Genomic DNA, 16,975 nt, shown 5'->3' with positions numbered 1-16,975 from the left:
ACCAGACTTAAGGAGGTTCGCATGTCATCAAACGGTAAGCTCGACGGCAAGACCGCGGTCGTCACTGGCGCGGCGAGCGGCATCGGCCGCGCGATCGCATTGACGCTCGCGGATGCCGGCGCTGCAGTCGCCATCGCCGATCTGAATCAGACGGGTGCGGACGCGGTCGCGGCCGAAATTCGCGGCAAAGGTGGCAAGGCCATCGGCCTCGCGATGGACGTGACGAACGAGGACGCGGTGAATCAGGGCATCGATCGGGTCGCCGCGGAATTCGGCGCGGTGGATATTCTCGTGTCGAACGCGGGCATTCAGATCGTCAATCCCATCGAAAACTACGCCTACGCCGACTGGAAGAAGATGATGGCGATCCATGTCGACGGCGCGTTCCTCACCACGAAAGCCGCGCTGAAGCACATGTACAAGGACGATCGCGGCGGCGTCGTGATCTACATGGGCTCGGTGCACTCGCACGAAGCCTCGCCGCTCAAGTCGGCCTATGTGACCGCGAAGCACGGACTGCTCGGCCTCGCCCGCGTGCTCGCGAAAGAGGGCGCGCGGCACAACGTGCGCTCGCACGTCGTCTGTCCGGGCTTCGTGCGCACGCCGCTCGTCGACAAGCAGATTCCCGAGCAGGCGAAGGAACTGAAGATCAGCGAAGAAGAGGTCGTCCGGCGCGTGATGCTGGGCGGCACGGTGGACGGCGTGTTTACGACCGTCGAGGATGTCGCGCAGACGGTGCTCTTCCTGTCCGCATTCGAGACCGCGGCGCTGACGGGGCAATCGTTCGTCGTCAGTCACGGCTGGTTCATGCAGTAACAAGGCGAGGACGCATGGCAGAAAACGACCAAACCGGCGTCCTGCAAGGGACGCAGCCGCAAGAACGCATCCACTTGCCGCCCTACGAGACGATCGCGCTGATGCTTCAGGGCGGCGGCGCGCTCGGCGCGTATCAGGCGGGCGTCTATCAAGGGCTTCACGAGGCGGACATCCACCCGAACTGGATCGCCGGCATCTCGATCGGCGCGCTCAACACGGCGATCATCGCCGGCAACGCGCCGGAGCATCGCGTGACGCGTCTTCTGGAATTCTGGGAGACGATCTGCCAGCCTGCCTTCGGTTTCCCGCTGCCGGCGTTCATCGAGCGCGCGCTGTTCGATTCCGCCGACGACGTGCGCAAGGCGTTCACGGCGCTGCAGGCGTTCGGCGCGCTCGTCGAAGGGCAAAAGGGCTTTTTCGTTCCGCGATTTCCGCCGCCATCGCCGATCACGTCGAGTTCGCCTCAGACCGCGAGCTATTACGACACGACGCCGCTCAAGGCGACGCTTGAGCGTCTTTGCGACTTCGATCGCATCAATTCCGGCGAGACGCGGGTGTCGGTCGGCGCGGTGAACGTCGCGACGGGCAATTTCGCCTATTTCGACAATACGCAGATCACCTTGCGGGCGGAGCATTTCATCGCTTCGGGCGCGCTGCCGCCGGGTTTCGCCGCCGTGGAGATCGACGGCCAGTTCTACTGGGACGGCGGCCTGATGTCGAATACACCGCTCTACGAGGTTGCGCAGACGACGCCGCGCCGCGATACGCTCGCTTTCCAGGTTGATCTGTGGAGCGCGCGCGGGCCGGTGCCGGACAGCATCGTCGACGTGATGGGGCGCATGAAGGACGTGCAGTTTTCGAGTCGCACGCGCCTCGTCACGGATCAGATGCAGCGCGCCCAGCGTTACCGCAACGTCTTGCAGCACGTGCTCGACCTCGTGCCCGAAGACGTGCGCAAGCGTGACGAATGGTGCCGGCTCGCGGCCGACCTTGCGTGTTCAAAGCGTTACAACATCATTCACCTGATCTATCGGCACAAGGAATACGAGGGCCACTACAAGGACTATCAGTTCGGCTTCTCGACGATGCGCGAGCACTGGGAAAGCGGCCTCGCCGACATTCGCCGCACGCTCGCGCATCGCGACTGGCTCGACATGCCGAACGGCGAATCGCGTTTCGTCACGCACGACATTCACCGCGGCGAATAGGGGCGTTCGGGCGGAAAAGTGTGCCGCTTTGTATAATCCGGGACGCATTGCGGCGCTTCCGGGCATCGTCCGGGCGCCGCGCATAACCACTTTTTCTGCCTGATGAAATCGATCGCGGTCTGCTTCGTCTGTCTCGGCAACATCTGCCGCTCGCCCAGCGCGGAAGCGGTGATGCGCGATCTCGTCGAGCGCGCGAAGCTCGCCGAGCGCATCGTGATCGACTCCGCGGGAACCGGCGACTGGCATATCGGCGAGCCGCCCGACGAGCGCGCCCGCAAGGCGGCGAAAAAGCGCGGCTACGATCTGTCGAACCTGCGCGGCCGGCAGGTCGCCCCCGACGATTTCGCGCGTTTCGATCTCTTCATCGTCATGGACGACGCCAATGCGACCGCGTTGACGGCCGTCTGCCCGCCCGAACATCGAGACAAGATTCGTCTGCTGATGGAATTCGCGACGCGCGACGACAGCCGCGTGGTCGTCGATCCGTACTTTGGCGGCGAGGAAGGGTTCGAAAAAGTGCTCGATCAGTGCGAAGACGCCTGCGAAGGCCTGCTGAAGGCGCTGCGCGCTCAATTGACGGCCTGAGTGATGGTGAGTTGAGGGCCTGAGCGCACGCCTCGCGCGCAGGCATGAAAAAACTCAATTAAAAAACTACTTATCGCGCCCGAGATACTTGACTAAAACTGTGGGATATTTATACTTGACGAAAATCATCGAGTATTAGCGGTAGCCCCCAATTATGAGACTCACCACGAAAGGCCGTTTCGCCGTCACGGCGATGATCGACCTGGCGTTGCGCCAGGAGCAGGGCCCGGTGACGCTGGCAGGCATCAGTCAGCGCCAGCGCATCTCGCTTTCCTACCTCGAACAGCTCTTCGGCAAGCTGCGGCGGCATGAGATCGTCGAATCGGTCCGCGGGCCGGGCGGCGGCTACAACCTCGCGCGTCGCGCCGAGAACGTCACGGTGGCCGACATCATCATCGCGGTGGACGAGCCGATCGACGCCACGCAATGCGGTGGCAAGGGCACGTGCGAAGGCACGAAGCAGCACGACGGCCACTGCATGACGCACGAGCTCTGGGCGACGCTCAATCAGAAGATGGTCGAGTATCTCGACTCCGTCTCGCTGAAGGATCTCGTCGACCAGCAGCGCGCCCGCGAAGGCTCGTCGGCGGTGCTGCGCGACCGGCGCACCGAATCCGCCGGCGCCGAAGCCGCGCGCGTCGTGCCCAAGGGCCCGAATTCCATTTTCAACCTGGCCGGATGACCGCCGCGTCGCGCCGGCACGCGCCGTGCGCGAGAGACAACGAGCGTCCCAGCCAAGAGCTTTGACCGATTTTCCGGAGCGACTGATGAACAACGATATTCCCCACCTGCCCATTTACATGGACTACAGCGCGACGACGCCCGTCGATCCGCGCGTGGTGGACAAGATGATCCCGTATCTTCGCGAGCAGTTCGGCAATCCGGCCTCGCGCAGCCACCAGTACGGCTGGGATGCGGAGCGTGCGGTCGAGGAAGCGCGCGAGAACGTCGCGGCGCTCGTCAACTGCGACCCGCGCGAGATCATCTGGACCTCGGGTGCGACGGAATCGGACAACCTCGCCATCAAGGGCGCGGCGCACTTCTATAAGAGCAAGGGCAAGCACATCATCACCGTGAAAACCGAGCACAAGGCCGTGCTCGACACCACGCGTGAGCTCGAGCGCGAAGGCTACGAAGTCACGTATCTCGACGTGAAGGACGACGGTCTCATCGACCTGGACAAGTTCAAGGCGGCGCTGCGCCCGGACACGATCCTCGTTTCCGTGATGAGCGTGAACAACGAGATCGGCGTGATCCAGGACATCGAGGCGATCGGCGAGATCACGCGCGAGAAGGGCATCATTTTCCACGTCGATGCGGCGCAGGCCACCGGCAAGATCACCATCGACCTGCAAAAGCTCAAGGTCGATCTGATGTCGTTCTCGGCGCACAAGACCTACGGCCCGAAGGGCATCGGCGCGCTGTACGTGCGCCGCAAGCCGCGCGTGCGCATCGAAGCGCAGATGCACGGCGGCGGTCACGAGCGCGGCATGCGTTCGGGCACGCTGGCTACGCATCAGATCGTCGGCATGGGCGAGGCGTTTCGCATCGCGCGTGAAGAAATGGCCACCGAGAACGAGCGCATCCGCATGCTGCGCGATCGCCTGCTCAAGGGGCTGCAGGATATCGAAGAGGTGTACGTCAACGGCGACATGGAGCGCCGCGTGCCGCACAACCTCAATATCAGCTTCAACTTCGTCGAAGGCGAATCGCTGATCATGGCGGTGAAGGACGTCGCGGTGTCGTCGGGTTCGGCGTGCACGTCGGCGTCGCTGGAGCCGTCTTACGTGCTGCGCGCGCTCGGCCGCAACGACGAACTCGCGCACAGCTCGATCCGTTTCACGGTCGGCCGTTTCACCACCGAGCAGGACGTCGATTACGTGATCAACCTGCTGAAGAGCAAGATCGCGAAGCTGCGCGATCTGTCGCCGCTCTGGGAAATGCACAAGGACGGCATCGACATCTCGACCATCCAGTGGGCCGCGCACTAAGCGACACGCGTCACCGAATAAAGGAGAGTTTGAATCATGGCTTATAGCGACAAGGTTCTGGACCATTACGAAAACCCGCGCAACGTCGGCTCGTTCTCGAAAGACGACGACACCGTCGGCACCGGCATGGTCGGCGCGCCCGCATGCGGCGACGTGATGAAGCTGCAGATTCGCGTCGGCGCAGACGGCGTGATCGAGGACGCGAAGTTCAAGACGTACGGCTGCGGCTCCGCGATCGCATCGAGCTCGCTCGTCACCGAATGGGTGAAGGGCAAGACGCTGGATCAGGCGCTTACGATCAAGAACACGCAGATCGCCGAAGAACTGGCGCTGCCGCCGGTGAAGATCCACTGCTCGATCCTCGCGGAAGACGCGATCAAGGCAGCGGTCGCCGACTACAAGCAGCGTCATGGCACCGCGGCGCCGGAAGCGGCGGCGGAAGCCAAGCAAGCGGCAGCGTAATGTAGACGACGGGCGCCGTTCGCGGCGCCCCGACGAAGAGAAGCGCGAAGGGAAGCGGATGACTATGGCAATCACGTTGACGGATAAAGCGGCACAACACGTGCAAAAGTATCTGACGCGGCGCGGCAAGGGCGTTGGCCTTCGGCTGGGCGTGCGCACGACGGGCTGTTCGGGTCTGGCCTACAAGCTCGAATACGTCGATGAGCTCGCGCCTGAGGACACCGTGTTCGAGTCGGCGGGCGTGAAGATCATCATCGATCCGAAGAGCCTTCCGTATCTCGACGGCACCGAACTGGACTTCGCCCGCGAAGGCCTGAACGAGGGCTTCAAGTTCAATAACCCGAACGCGAAGGACGAGTGCGGCTGCGGCGAATCGTTCCGCATATGACGTGCAAGACGCCGGCGGCATCGGCAAAAGAGGCGGCGCGTGCCGCCTTTTTCATTCGCGCACACTGAAAACCTCAAGACAGCATGGCCTCGCTCACCGACAGTCACTTCGATCTCTTTCATCTGCCGCCGACCTTCGCCGTCGATCAGGAGAAGCTCGACGACGCGTATCGCACCGTGCAGGCGCAAGTGCATCCGGACCGCTTCGCCGCGGCCGGCGACGCCCAGAAGCGCCTCGCGATGCAATGGGCGACGCACGCGAACGAGGCGTATCAGACGCTGCGCGATCCGTTGAAGCGCGCGCGCTACATGCTCAAGCAGCGCGGCGTCGATGTCGGCGCGGAGAACAACACCGCGATGGAACCGGCTTTTCTCATGCAGCAGATGGAATGTCGCGAAAATATCGAGGATGCGGCGGGCGCGAAGAATATCGGCGCGCTCGAAGCATTGCTCGACGAACTGCGCGACGAAGAGCGCGTGCGCTTCACGAAGCTCGCGGCGCTGATCGACAGCAACTCGGATCAGGCGGCGGGCGAAGCGGTGCGTCAGTTGATGTTCATCGAACGCGTGGCGCATGAGATCGGCACGCAAATCGAGCGGCTCGAACACGTATAAACACGCCGCACCACACCCCATAAGATCAACGATGGCTTTACTGCAAATTTCAGAACCCGGCATGGCGCCGGCGCCGCATCAGCGGCGCGTGGCGGTCGGCATCGATCTCGGCACGACGAATTCGCTCGTCGCGGCCGTGCGCAATAGCGTGCCCGAAGCGCTGCCCGACGAGGACGGCCACGTGCTGCTGCCGTCGGTCGTGCGCTATCTGGAGAAGGGCGGACGGCGCATCGGCCGCACCGCGAAGGAAGAAGCCGTCACCGATCCGCGCAACACGATCGTTTCGGTCAAGCGCTTCATGGGCCGCGGCAAGAGCGAGGTCGAGGGCGCGGAGAACGCGCCGTACGAGTTTCTGGACACGCCCGGCATGGTGCAGATCCGCACGGTCGATGGCGTGAAGAGCCCCGTCGAAGTGTCCGCGGAAATTCTCGCGACGCTGCGCTACCGCGCGGAAGACACCCTCGGCGAGGATCTCGTCGGCGCGGTGATCACGGTGCCGGCGTATTTCGATGAAGCGCAGCGCCAGGCGACGAAAGACGCGGCGAAGCTCGCCGGCCTGAACGTGCTGCGGCTGCTCAACGAACCTACTGCCGCGGCGATCGCCTACGGTCTCGATAACGGCGCGGAAGGCCTGTACGCCGTCTACGATCTCGGCGGCGGCACCTTCGACCTGTCGATCCTGAAGCTCACTAAAGGCGTTTTCGAAGTGCTCGCGGCGGGCGGCGATTCCGCGCTCGGCGGCGACGATTTCGACCACGCGCTGTATCGCCATGTCGTGGCGCAGGCGGGCGTCGCGATCGACACGCCGGAAGACGTGCGCCTCATGCTCGACCGCGTGCGCTCGGCGAAGGAAGCGCTCTCGTCCACGCCCGAAACGCGCGTGCAGGCCACGCTGTCCACGGGCGTCGAAATCGACGTCGCCGTGACCGAAACGCAATTCGCCGCGCTCACCGAAGCGCTCGTCGCGCGTACGCTCACGCCGACCAAAAAGGCGTTGCGCGACGCGAAGGTTGCGGCGAAGGACATCAAGGGCGTCGTGCTGGTCGGCGGCGCGACGCGCATGCCCGTGATCCGCCGCGCCGTCGAGGGTTACTTCGGCCAGCCGCCGCTCGTCAATCTCGATCCGGATCAGGTCGTCGCGCTCGGCGCGGCGGTGCAGGCCGATCTGCTCGCCGGCAACCGTCGCGGCGAAGGCGACGACTGGCTGCTGCTCGACGTGATTCCGCTGTCGCTCGGCGTCGAGACGATGGGCGGTCTCACCGAAAAGATCATCCCGCGCAATTCGACCATCCCGACGGCGCGCGCGCAGGATTTCACGACGTTCAAGGACGGCCAGACGGCCATGGCGATTCACATCGTCCAGGGCGAGCGCGAGCTCGTCTCCGACTGCCGCTCGCTCGCCCGCTTCGAGTTGCGCGGCATTCCGCCGATGGCGGCGGGCGCGGCGCGCATCCGTGTGACGTATCAGGTCGATGCGGACGGGCTGCTCTCCGTGTTCGCGCGTGAGCAGACCTCGGGCGTGGAGGCGTCGGTCGTCGTGAAGCCGTCGTACGGGCTGGCTGACGACGAAGTCGCGCGCATGCTCGAAGAAAGCTTCAAGACCGCGGACACCGACATGCGCGCGCGTGCCTTGCGCGAGGCGCAGGTCGAAGCGGAACGTCTCATCGAGGCGACGCACGCCGCGCTCGAAGCCGACGGCGAATTGCTCGACGACGACGAGCGCGCAGAGATCCAGACGCTCGTGGCCGGCCTCGCGGCCATCGCCAACGGCGATTCGGTCGAAAAGATCGAAGACGCCACGAAGACGCTCGCCACCGGCACCGACGAATTCGCTGCGCGCCGCATGAACAAAAGCATTCGCCGCGCGCTCGCGGGCCGCAAGCTCGACGACGTCTAAATCATCCCATTCGAGAAATACGGAACATGCCTCAAATCGTTGTGCTGCCCCACGTGGAGCTGTGCCCGGACGGCGCGGTGATCGACGCCGACGTCAGCAAGAGCATCTGCGACAACCTGCTGGATCACGGCATCGAGATCGAGCACGCCTGCGAGAAATCGTGCGCATGCACGACGTGCCACGTCATCATCCGGGAAGGCTTCAATGCGCTCGAACCGTCCGAAGAGGACGAGGACGATCTGCTCGACAAAGCGTGGGGTCTCGAACCGACATCGCGGTTATCATGTCAGGCAATGGTGCCTGCCGACGAGGATCTGGTGGTCGAGATCCCGCGGTACTCCATCAATCACGCCAAAGAAAATCACTGACAGGAGCAATCGCCATGAAGTGGACGGATACTCAAGAGATCGCGATGGCACTCACCGACGCGCATCAGGATATCGATCCCCAATATGTGCGTTTCACCGACCTGCATCGCTGGGTGATGGAACTCGACGGATTCGACGACGATCCGCAAAAATCCAACGAGAAGATTCTGGAGGCGATCCAGGCGGCCTGGATCGAGGACGCGGACTACTGATCCGTCGATCGCAAATTTCCCGCGCCGGCCTGAACGCGCCGGCTAAAGAGCGGCGGCTTCGCAAGAAGCCGCCGCTTTGTTTTTGGGCGCGCTTGCGCCATCTCCGGCAACCTGCGTACTTCAGTCACTTCCGATTTGACGAAACTTGACGCCCCGAGCGTTGTTGTCGAAGTGTCACGCACTTAGAATCGCGGCCGCTGCGACCTGGCAAGAAGCGCCAGGCATCCACTCGTTACGCGACCGGCATCCGGAAATCCCGTAACACTATTTTGCAATGCAAATCAATCTCGCGTCCCCGATCGTGCGACGTGAGGCCGGGTCGCGCGCAGACGGCCTTCGGGCGATCATTTGAGGAGAAATTCATGGGGAAACCCGGCCTGTCCCGGCGCGGCTTTCTGAAAGCGAGCGTGCTCGCGGGCGTTTCGGTGTTTGTCGCGCCGCTCGGCAGCCGCGCGTTCGCCGCGTTGTTCGAAGAGAAAATCCTGACGCCCGTGCAGTGGGATGCGAAGAACGGCGACGCGCGATTCCGCATCGACGGCATGGCGAAAGTGACGGGCGCGAAGGTGTTCGCGCGCGACATCCGCGCATCCGACATGCCGCACTGGCCCAAGGAGCAGGCGCACGCGCTGATCCTGCGCACGACGCTCGCGGACCGCCTCTACGAAGGCATCGATCTCTCGGTGCTCGATGCGGCCGGGCTCGCGCCGGACCGCGTCGTCACCGCCGATGTCCTCGCGCGCGACCAGCTCGCGTTCCCGGCTTTCTACGGCGACGACATGCTGCTGCCCGCGGGCAAGACGCCCGCCTATCTCGGGCAGGCCGTCGCGATCCTGATCTTTCACGACTTCGCGCGCTTTCGCTTCGCAAAGGAAAAGCTCCAGTTCCGCGATGGCGTGATCCGCTACGGCGCGACGACCGGACCGCTGGAACGCGATCCGTGGGCCGCGTTTCGCTTCGTGCGCGTCGGCGGCACAACGCCCTACGACGACGACACGTTCTCGAGCCTCAAGGACTCGCCGCTCTTCCCGCACATGATGAAAAAGCGCGAGCCGGTCTGGGCCGATGCCGCCGAGCACGGCAAGCTCGACGAGCAGGGCATGTTCCACGCACAGCACATCGCCGACGCGCTCGATCATCCGCCGGAAGACTGGCTCGTCGTCGATCGCCGCTATCGCACGCAATCCGTCGATACGGCCGCGCTCGAACCGGACAACGCGAACTGCTGGTACGACGCCGCGACGCAATCGCTGCACATGGTCATCCCGACGCAGGGCCCGACCGAAGTGACGCAGAGCGTCATCGAAATGACGTCGAAGTCGCATTTCGCGGTGAAGAAGCTGTTCCTGCATCCGTGCTACACGGTGGGCTACGGCTCGAAAGATCACTACAACATGCCGTTCTACGGCCTCGTTGCGGCGATGTACGGCGACGGCCGCCCGGTGCGGCTCGCCAACGACCGCTTCGAGCAGTTTCAGTCGTCGCTCAAACGTCATGCGTTCGATATGCGCTATCGCATGGCGATCGACAAGAAGACCGGTCTCATTCAAGCGTTCAAGGGCGATTTCGCGGCGAACGGCGGCGGCCGCTGCAACTTCTCGCCTTCGGTCGCGATGGTCGGCGCCACGGCCGCGCAATCGATCTACAACATTCCGAAGAGCGATCTGACGGCGGTCGCCACGGCCTCGCGCGCGGTCGACGCCGGCTCGGCGCGCGGCTACGGCACGCTGCAAAGCATGGCCGCGACCGAAATGATGATCGACGATATCGCCGAGCAGCTCGGTATCGACCCGATCGAACTGCGCGTGAAGAACGTGTTCCGCACCGGCATGAAGAACACGCAAGGCGCGATTCCCGCCGGCGTGCTGCGCGCCGAGGAAGTACTGAAGAAGGCGCAAGTTCATCCATTGTGGACGGACCGTGCGAAGCGCAAGACCGACTTCGAGGCCGCGCATCCGGGCAAGCGATACGGCGTGGGCTTCTCGTGCGTGCAGAAGGACTTCGGCACGGGCGCGGAAAGCGCGTTCGCGAAGGTCGAGTTCACCGCCGATGGCCGCATCTCGCTGTTCCATTCGGGCGCGGAAATCGGCACGGGTTCTTCGACGGCGCAGGCGCTCGCGGTCGCGAAGTGGCTGGGCAAGCCGGCCGTCGATGTCCATATGGCCGTCACCGACTGGTCCGATCTGCCGGTCGTGTCGAGCGGCGATCCGTACATCATGTCGCAGGCCGAGCAGGATCGTCTCAGCGCCAATCCGCGCTGGTCGCCGACCTACGCGTCGCCCGCCAGCGCGACGAACTCGGCTTACTACTACACGCACGCCACGCGCGAAGCGGCGCGCGCCGTCTTCCGCCAGGGACTGTGGCCGGCCGCGATGGCGCTGTGGGGGCAGGGCATCGGCGGCGGCCAGGCGGCGTCGTTCGTGGTGCGCATCGAGGATGCGCGCTGGGTCGACGGCGCGCTCTCCGCTGGCGGCATGGCGCCGCTGACCTTCGAGCAGCTTGCGAAGAAGGCGCACGAGCTTGGCCTCGCGACCGGCGCGACGGTGCACACGTTCAACCGCTGGCAGTGGAGCGAGGCGCTGTTCGATATCGCCGGCAACACGGAGCGGCTGCCCATCGACGGGCTTTCGCTGCGCTCGGGCGCGGTCAAGCACGGCGCGCTCACGCCCAATGGCTACGCGGTGCTCGATCGCAAGAAGGTGTTCATCGCGCCGGTGAGCCGCAACAACGCGGCCGTCACGTACTACAGCGCAATGGGCACGCTCGTCGAGCTCGCGATCGACGAAGGAAGCGGCAAGGTCGACCTGCTCTCGCATCACTCGATCTTCGAGTGCGGCAATCAGCTTTCGCCGGCGCTCGTGTCGGGACAAGTGCAGGGCGGCATCGCGATGGGCATCGGTCACGCGCTGCACGAGTATCTGCCGCTCTATGAAGACGGTCCGGGCAACGGCACGTGGAACTTCAACCGCTATCACCTGCCGCTCGCGAGCGACGTCGCCGTGTGGAAGCAGACGAGCGAAGTCCTGCCGCCGCTCACCGAAACCGATCCGCCGAAGGGCATCGCCGAAGTGGTGATGATTCCGGTCGTCGGCGCCATCGTCAACGCGATCGCGCATGCGATCGGACATCGCTTCACCGATCTGCCGGTGACGCCGCAAAACATTCAGGAGGTGCTCGCATGACGGCCACCCAAACCGCCGCGGGACTCGAATCGCGCGCGCTCTCGATGACGATCAACGGCCAGAAGGTCGGGCCGATGCAGGTGCCCGCCGGTCTGCCGATGATCGATTTTCTGCACGAGTATGTCGGGCTCACCGGCTCGCGGCTCGGTTGCGGGCAGGGCATCTGCCACGCGTGCGTCGTGATCGTCGATAAAGCCGACGGCACGAGCGAGGAAGTGCGCACCTGCATCAACGGCGCGCATTTCTTTGACGGCAAGACCGTGCGCACCGTCGAGGGCCACGCGAAGCGCAACGAGCACGGCGAGGTCGTCGAGCTTGCGCCGGTGCAGCAGAAGTTCCTGGAGCACTTCAGCTTCCAGTGCGGCTATTGCACGCCGGGCTTCGTCAACGCGACGACGGTGCTGATCGAGAAGCTCAAACGGGAGCCGGTCGCGAAGGACCAGATCGAAACGACGATCATGAGTGCGCTCGACGGGCACATCTGCCGCTGCACCGGCTATGTGCGCTACTACGAAGCGGTGAAGGATCTCGTGCTTGGCACGCCCGGACTCGTGAAGGACGCAGCATGAAGAGATCCATCCTCGCTCGCCTCGTTGCGCCGCTCGCGGTTGCGTCCTTCGTGCTCGCCGGATGCGGCGGCGCGGGCGACGGCGCGACGCCGCCGAAAAGTTCGCCCGAACAGATCGCGCGCGGCCGTTATCTCGCGCATGCCGCCGATTGCGCCGCGTGTCATAGCGCGACCAACGGCGCGCCGTTCGCGGGCGGCGTGAAGCTCGAATCGCAGTTCGGCACGTTCTATGGCACCAACATCACGCCCGATCCGAAGCATGGCATCGGCAAATGGAGCGCCGATGATTTTTACGGCGCGCTGCACGATGGCGTGACACCGAAGCACAAGCTTTACCCGGCGATGCCCTACACGTCGTACCGGCAGATGTCGCGCGAAGATAGCGACGCGATCTACGCCTTTCTGATGGCGCAAAAGCCCGCAGCGACGCCGAACATCGACGCCGATGTGAAGTTTCCGTACAACATGCGCTTCGCCGTGCGCTTCTGGGACATGCTGTTCCTGAAGGACACGCTGCCGGATGCGTCGTCGGGGCAATCCGCCGACTGGAAGCGCGGCCGCTATCTCGCCAACGCGCTGGGGCATTGCGCGGAGTGCCACACGCCGCGCGGCGCATTCGGCCAGATGGACGGCGCGAAGACCTTGCAGGGCGGCGCGCTCGGCCGCATCGGCGCGCCGGAGATCACGCCCGCCGCACTCGCCGCGCGCGGCTGGACGGGCGCGGACCTGCAGGCGTTCTTTGCAACCGGTTTCGCCAGGCAGGGCTCGGCGTTCGGCGAGATGCATCCCGTGGTCTACCTGAGCACGCAGCATCTGAGTGCCGACGACCTGCGCGCGCTCGCGACGTATCTGCTCGGCGATGTGCCGCCCAACGCCGCGCCGCTCTCGACCGTCAAGATCGACGATCCCGCGCGACTGGCGGCGGGGCGGAACCTGTTTCTCGATTCCTGCGCGGGCTGTCATGGATTCGATGGTCAGGGCAAGCCGCATGTCGCGGTGGCGATGGACGGCAACTCGACCTTGCGTCACACGGACCCGCGCAACCTGATCGTGTCGATGCTCGACGGCATCGAGGCGCAGCGGTTTGCGGGCGTGGAGAACATGCAGCGCATGCCGGGTTTCGCCGATGTCTATAGCGACGAACAGATCGCGCAGCTTGCGAACTATCTGCGCGCGACGTGGGGCGGCCAGCCTGGCGACGTCACCGCCGACAAGGTGAAGTCCCTGCGTTAAAACGATCGAGGCCACGCAATTCGCGTGGCCTCTTCGTATTCAGGTATTCAGGGCGCGAGGACGCTCACACCCGAGCGCCGCTTTCTGCCAGTTGACGCTGCAGCGTCGGCCATATCTTCGCGACCGCTTCCTCGCCCGCGAGAATCGACGCGTTGCGCTGACTGAAATCGCTGCTGCTCATCGCGGCGAGATTCGGGCGAATGACCGCGCTCGCGTATTTGTCGAGCTCATAGGCCTTGATGGTCTGGCCCATGATCGTGAACGTCTGCATCAGCACGTCGAACGAGCTCGACGTGAGCCCGCTTTCCGGACGCGCCGAAATATCGACCGCGATGACGAAATCGGCGCCCATCTTGCGCGCGAACGCCGCCGGCACCGGACTGACGAGACCGCCATCGACATATTCGCGCTCGCCGATCTTCACCGGCTCGAAAATCGACGGCACGCTGCACGACGCCCGCACCGCCACGCCCGTGTTGCCGCGCTGGAAGAGAATCGGCTGGCCGCTTTTCAGATCAGTGGCGACGATGCCGAGCGGCTTCGCCATCTTTTCGATCGGACGGTTGTCGAGCGTCTTGTTCAGGTAGTTCTGGAGCGCCACGCCCTGCAGGATGCCGCGCGTGCGAAAGGGCATCGCCCAGTCGCTGATCGAGGCTTCGTCCATCGTCAGGGCGAGTTTGTTGATGGCGATGCCGTTCATCCCCGACGCGTACAGCGCCGCGATGACCGAGCCCGCGCTCGTGCCCGCGACGAGATCGACGCGCACGTTGCGCGCCTCCAGCGCCTTGATCACGCCGATATGCGCGAAGCCGCGCGCGGCGCCGCCGCCGAGCGCGAGCCCGATGCGCATCGGGCGCGGCGGTTCGGTCTTCGTCGGCGTGGCCGGCGCGCCCGATGCGGGTCCGCCCGATGACACGGATGAGCCGCCGCCCGTAGTCGTGCAGGCGGCGAGAACGGACGATGCGGCCGCGAGCGAAAACGCGCGGCGCGAAAGACGGGGTGACGATGAATTCAAGATGTGCTCCGGCGATGCAGCGGTCCCGGACGACCTGTCCGCGAAAACCTTGGCTTCGCGGGCGTGCCGGGAGATCGGGAAAAGCGCGCACATCATAAAACAAAAGGCGCCCGGGCCGACACGATGCAGGCGGCGAGTATAATTTCGTCTCATTTTGAGCGGGTTTCGAGCGCGATTCGAGCAAGAAGGCGCGCGCGGCCCACCATCGAGCAAACAGCAATGACCACCCAAGTCCGTACACGCTTCGCACCGAGCCCGACCGGCTTCATCCACCTCGGCAACATCCGCTCCGCGCTCTATCCGTGGGCGTTCGCGCGCAAGATGAAGGGCACTTTCGTGCTGCGCATCGAGGATACCGATCTGGAGCGCTCCACCGAGGCGTCCGTCGATGCGATTCTCGAAGGCATGGCGTGGCTCGGCCTCGATTTCGACGAAGGCCCGTTCTATCAGATGCAGCGCATGGACCGTTATCGCGAAGTCGTCGCGCAGATGATGGAGAAGGGCCTCGCGTACCACTGCTACATGTCGACGGAAGAGCTCGACGCACTGCGCGAGCGCCAGCGCGCCGCGGGCGAGAAGCCGCGTTATGACGGTACGTGGCGCCCCGAGCCGGGCAAGGTGCTGCCGCCGGTTCCGGAGGGCGTCGCGCCGGTCGTGCGCTTTCGCAACCCGCTCTCGGGCGCGGTTGCGTGGGACGACGCGGTGAAAGGCCATATCGAAATCTCGAACGAAGAGCTCGACGATCTCGTGATCGCCCGTCCGGACGGCACGCCGACCTATAACTTCTGCGTGGTCGTCGACGATCTCGACATGAAGATCACGCACGTCATTCGCGGCGACGACCACGTGAACAACACGCCGCGTCAGATCAACATCCTGCGCGCGCTGGGCGGCGAGGCGCCGGTCTACGCTCACTTGCCGACCGTGCTGAACGAGCAGGGCGAGAAGATGAGCAAGCGTCACGGCGCGATGAGCGTGACGGGCTACCGCGACAACGGCTATCTGCCCGAAGCCGTGGTGAACTATCTCGCGCGTCTTGGCTGGTCGCATGGCGACGCGGAGATCTTTTCGCGCGAGCAGTTCGTCGAATGGTTCGATCTCGAGCATCTCGGCAAATCGCCCGCGCAGTACGACCACGACAAGCTCAACTGGCTGAACGCGCATTACATCAAGGAAGCGGACAACGGCCGGCTCGCGGAACTGACGAAGCCGTTCCTGGCGCAGGCGGGCATCGACGCTGCCGCGATCGACGTCGGTGCGCCGCTCGATCAGGTCATCGGGCTGCTGAAGGACCGCGCATCGACCGTGAAAGAGATCGCCGATAACGCCGCGATGTTCTATCGCGAGCCAGCCATCGACCCGGACGCCTTCGCGCAGCATGTGACCGATGCGGTGCGGCCGGCCATCGCGGAATTGCGCGTGGCGCTCGAAAGCGTGGAGTGGAGCAAGGAGGCGATCTCGGCGGCGCTCAAGGCGACGCTCGCCGCGCACAAGCTGAAGATGCCGCAACTGGCGATGCCGGTGCGCCTGCTGGTTGCGGGCACGACGCACACGCCGTCGATCGACGCGGTGCTGATGCTGTTCGGCCGCGATGTCGTGAGCAAACGCCTGGAGAAGGCCGCAGGGTGAAGTCGCGGAACGGATGACGCGCCAATTTCCTTTGGAAAGCGGCGGCGCGTCATCCATTGCGCGCGATCGCGTGAAGCGGGCGAAAAAAATTTCGATTAAGTCGTCAGACAGTATTTACATCTTCGAAAACGCCCTATACAATCTCGTTTCTGTTCTGCAAGGGGGTATAGCTCAGCTGGGAGAGCGCTTGCATGGCATGCAAGAGGTCAGCGGTTCGATCCCGCTTACCTCCACCAAAGAACAGTTGAAGTAGCGCGAAGATGTTCTCCGGAAGATCGGAAGTCGCAAAAAATACTTCACAAGTAACACAAAGTTGTATAGAATTTCGGTCTTCGCTGATCGGCGGCAAGTAAGTCGGCAGATACGCGAAGCAGTAGTAAAAGACAGATTCACAAGTTTCTGTCCCCTTCGTCTAGAGGCCTAGGACATCACCCTTTCACGGTGAGTACAGGGGTTCGAATCCCCTAGGGGACGCCAGAACATCGGCGGCTGCTAGAAAAGCGCTGCAAGTTCGCAAGTGACATCGCGAACAGATGGAAAGAAGTGGAGCGGTAGTTCAGTTGGTTAGAATACCGGCCTGTCACGCCGGGGGTCGCGGGTTCGAGCCCCGTCCGCTCCGCCAACAGTTGCGCCAAGATTGCGAGCAGGAACACTCCGGCTAATGAGAGCCGGTTTTTTTTCGCCGCGGCTTGGTTGCAGGTGGTTAGAAGTTTCTGTCCCCTTCGTCTAGAGGCCTAGGACATCACCCTTTCACGGTGAGTACAGGGGTTCGAATCCCCTAGGGGACGCCAGAACATCGGCGGCTGCTAG

At 63.9% G+C, this 16,975-nt stretch carries 16 protein-coding genes and 4 tRNA genes; 19 read left to right on the top strand and 1 reads right to left on the bottom strand.

Features of this window, described 5'->3' with window-relative positions:
• The first annotated feature begins 21 nt into the window (after positions 1 to 21).
• From AWB70_RS37400 to AWB70_RS37335, 14 genes are all read left to right on the top strand, one after another.
• Positions 22 to 816 (top strand): 3-hydroxybutyrate dehydrogenase, encoded by a 795-nt coding sequence (locus tag AWB70_RS37400; RefSeq protein ID WP_053568393.1) that lies wholly within the window; start codon positions 22 to 24, stop codon positions 814 to 816.
• Positions 817 to 830: 14 nt separating this feature from the next.
• On the top strand, positions 831 to 2,024 hold the full coding sequence (locus tag AWB70_RS37395) for a patatin-like phospholipase family protein (protein WP_045450758.1): 1,194 nt from the start codon (positions 831 to 833) through the stop codon (positions 2,022 to 2,024).
• A gap of 102 nt (positions 2,025 to 2,126) precedes the next feature.
• Positions 2,127 to 2,609 carry a low molecular weight protein-tyrosine-phosphatase gene (locus AWB70_RS37390; RefSeq protein WP_014191720.1) on the top strand — a complete coding sequence of 161 codons (483 nt, stop codon included), beginning with the start codon at positions 2,127 to 2,129 and terminating at the stop codon, positions 2,607 to 2,609.
• Positions 2,610 to 2,763: 154 nt separating this feature from the next.
• Positions 2,764 to 3,291, top strand: coding sequence for a Fe-S cluster assembly transcriptional regulator IscR (gene iscR, locus AWB70_RS37385; RefSeq protein ID WP_014191719.1), 528 nt, complete (start codon positions 2,764 to 2,766; stop codon positions 3,289 to 3,291).
• An 85-nt stretch (positions 3,292 to 3,376) separates the two neighbouring features.
• Positions 3,377 to 4,600 carry an IscS subfamily cysteine desulfurase gene (locus tag AWB70_RS37380; protein ID WP_014191718.1) on the top strand — a complete coding sequence of 408 codons (1,224 nt, stop codon included), beginning with the start codon at positions 3,377 to 3,379 and terminating at the stop codon, positions 4,598 to 4,600.
• A gap of 36 nt (positions 4,601 to 4,636) precedes the next feature.
• A complete protein-coding gene (iscU, locus tag AWB70_RS37375; protein WP_045450756.1) occupies positions 4,637 to 5,062 on the top strand; it encodes a Fe-S cluster assembly scaffold IscU in 426 nt (141 codons plus the stop codon).
• 64 nt (positions 5,063 to 5,126) lie between these two features.
• Positions 5,127 to 5,450 (top strand): iron-sulfur cluster assembly protein IscA, encoded by a 324-nt coding sequence (gene iscA / locus AWB70_RS37370; RefSeq protein WP_014191716.1) that lies wholly within the window; start codon positions 5,127 to 5,129, stop codon positions 5,448 to 5,450.
• An 83-nt stretch (positions 5,451 to 5,533) separates the two neighbouring features.
• Positions 5,534 to 6,064 carry a Fe-S protein assembly co-chaperone HscB gene (gene hscB / locus AWB70_RS37365; protein ID WP_053568392.1) on the top strand — a complete coding sequence of 177 codons (531 nt, stop codon included), beginning with the start codon at positions 5,534 to 5,536 and terminating at the stop codon, positions 6,062 to 6,064.
• 31 nt (positions 6,065 to 6,095) lie between these two features.
• Positions 6,096 to 7,961 carry a Fe-S protein assembly chaperone HscA gene (gene hscA, locus AWB70_RS37360; RefSeq protein ID WP_053568391.1) on the top strand — a complete coding sequence of 622 codons (1,866 nt, stop codon included), beginning with the start codon at positions 6,096 to 6,098 and terminating at the stop codon, positions 7,959 to 7,961.
• A 26-nt stretch (positions 7,962 to 7,987) separates the two neighbouring features.
• Positions 7,988 to 8,329 (top strand): ISC system 2Fe-2S type ferredoxin, encoded by a 342-nt coding sequence (fdx, locus tag AWB70_RS37355; protein WP_014191713.1) that lies wholly within the window; start codon positions 7,988 to 7,990, stop codon positions 8,327 to 8,329.
• 14 nt (positions 8,330 to 8,343) lie between these two features.
• A complete protein-coding gene (iscX, locus tag AWB70_RS37350; protein ID WP_053568390.1) occupies positions 8,344 to 8,541 on the top strand; it encodes a Fe-S cluster assembly protein IscX in 198 nt (65 codons plus the stop codon).
• 362 nt (positions 8,542 to 8,903) lie between these two features.
• Positions 8,904 to 11,720, top strand: coding sequence for a xanthine dehydrogenase family protein molybdopterin-binding subunit (locus tag AWB70_RS37345; protein WP_053568389.1), 2,817 nt, complete (start codon positions 8,904 to 8,906; stop codon positions 11,718 to 11,720).
• Positions 11,717 to 12,289, top strand: a complete 573-nt coding sequence (locus AWB70_RS37340) for a (2Fe-2S)-binding protein (protein ID WP_053568388.1) — start codon at positions 11,717 to 11,719, stop codon at positions 12,287 to 12,289. The genes AWB70_RS37345 and AWB70_RS37340 overlap by 4 nt, the downstream gene beginning before the upstream one ends.
• Positions 12,286 to 13,521, top strand: coding sequence for a c-type cytochrome (locus AWB70_RS37335; protein ID WP_053568387.1), 1,236 nt, complete (start codon positions 12,286 to 12,288; stop codon positions 13,519 to 13,521). Before AWB70_RS37340 ends, AWB70_RS37335 begins: the two co-directional genes overlap by 4 nt.
• A 64-nt stretch (positions 13,522 to 13,585) precedes the next feature.
• Here the strand turns inward: AWB70_RS37335 and AWB70_RS37330 are convergent, their stop codons facing one another.
• The gene (locus tag AWB70_RS37330; RefSeq protein ID WP_053568386.1) at positions 13,586 to 14,536 is read right to left on the bottom strand and encodes a patatin-like phospholipase family protein; all 951 of its coding nucleotides are present in this window, start codon (positions 14,534 to 14,536) and stop codon (positions 13,586 to 13,588) included.
• A gap of 219 nt (positions 14,537 to 14,755) precedes the next feature.
• On the opposite strand from AWB70_RS37330, the gene gltX reads away from it, so the two are divergent.
• The 5 genes from gltX to AWB70_RS37305 all read left to right on the top strand — a co-directional run bounded on the left by gltX (position 14,756) and on the right by AWB70_RS37305 (position 16,956).
• Positions 14,756 to 16,165 (top strand): glutamate--tRNA ligase, encoded by a 1,410-nt coding sequence (gene gltX, locus AWB70_RS37325; protein WP_053568385.1) that lies wholly within the window; start codon positions 14,756 to 14,758, stop codon positions 16,163 to 16,165.
• Positions 16,166 to 16,325: 160 nt separating this feature from the next.
• Positions 16,326 to 16,401: transfer RNA gene (locus tag AWB70_RS37320), tRNA-Ala, on the top strand.
• Between the two features lie 165 nt (positions 16,402 to 16,566).
• Positions 16,567 to 16,642 (top strand) — tRNA-Glu (locus tag AWB70_RS37315).
• Positions 16,643 to 16,710: 68 nt separating this feature from the next.
• Positions 16,711 to 16,787: transfer RNA gene (locus tag AWB70_RS37310), tRNA-Asp, on the top strand.
• Positions 16,788 to 16,880: 93 nt separating this feature from the next.
• Positions 16,881 to 16,956, top strand: a tRNA-Glu gene (locus AWB70_RS37305).
• The last annotated feature ends 19 nt before the right edge of the window (positions 16,957 to 16,975 follow it).

This window comes from Caballeronia cordobensis (assembly GCF_001544575.2).
GTDB classification, from domain to species: domain Bacteria; phylum Pseudomonadota; class Gammaproteobacteria; order Burkholderiales; family Burkholderiaceae; genus Caballeronia; species Caballeronia cordobensis.
The sequence above is the reverse complement of the archived record's forward strand: the minus strand, read 5'-3'. Positions and strand labels throughout refer to the sequence as shown.

What these genes read in the sequence shown, in the direction of transcription:
- iscA (WP_014191716.1), top strand. Translation starts at nt 5,127, where the DNA reads ATGGCAATCACGTTGACGGATAAAGCGGCACAACACGTGCAAAAGTAT.
- AWB70_RS37345 (WP_053568389.1), top strand. Translation starts at nt 8,904, where the DNA reads ATGGGGAAACCCGGCCTGTCCCGGCGCGGCTTTCTGAAAGCGAGCGTG.
- AWB70_RS37400 (WP_053568393.1), top strand. Translation starts at nt 22, where the DNA reads ATGTCATCAAACGGTAAGCTCGACGGCAAGACCGCGGTCGTCACTGGC.
- hscB (WP_053568392.1), top strand. Translation starts at nt 5,534, where the DNA reads ATGGCCTCGCTCACCGACAGTCACTTCGATCTCTTTCATCTGCCGCCG.
- iscU (WP_045450756.1), top strand. Translation starts at nt 4,637, where the DNA reads ATGGCTTATAGCGACAAGGTTCTGGACCATTACGAAAACCCGCGCAAC.
- AWB70_RS37380 (WP_014191718.1), top strand. Translation starts at nt 3,377, where the DNA reads ATGAACAACGATATTCCCCACCTGCCCATTTACATGGACTACAGCGCG.
- AWB70_RS37340 (WP_053568388.1), top strand. Translation starts at nt 11,717, where the DNA reads ATGACGGCCACCCAAACCGCCGCGGGACTCGAATCGCGCGCGCTCTCG.
- gltX (WP_053568385.1), top strand. Translation starts at nt 14,756, where the DNA reads ATGACCACCCAAGTCCGTACACGCTTCGCACCGAGCCCGACCGGCTTC.
- AWB70_RS37395 (WP_045450758.1), top strand. Translation starts at nt 831, where the DNA reads ATGGCAGAAAACGACCAAACCGGCGTCCTGCAAGGGACGCAGCCGCAA.
- AWB70_RS37335 (WP_053568387.1), top strand. Translation starts at nt 12,286, where the DNA reads ATGAAGAGATCCATCCTCGCTCGCCTCGTTGCGCCGCTCGCGGTTGCG.
- AWB70_RS37390 (WP_014191720.1), top strand. Translation starts at nt 2,127, where the DNA reads ATGAAATCGATCGCGGTCTGCTTCGTCTGTCTCGGCAACATCTGCCGC.
- iscR (WP_014191719.1), top strand. Translation starts at nt 2,764, where the DNA reads ATGAGACTCACCACGAAAGGCCGTTTCGCCGTCACGGCGATGATCGAC.
- iscX (WP_053568390.1), top strand. Translation starts at nt 8,344, where the DNA reads ATGAAGTGGACGGATACTCAAGAGATCGCGATGGCACTCACCGACGCG.
- fdx (WP_014191713.1), top strand. Translation starts at nt 7,988, where the DNA reads ATGCCTCAAATCGTTGTGCTGCCCCACGTGGAGCTGTGCCCGGACGGC.
- hscA (WP_053568391.1), top strand. Translation starts at nt 6,096, where the DNA reads ATGGCTTTACTGCAAATTTCAGAACCCGGCATGGCGCCGGCGCCGCAT.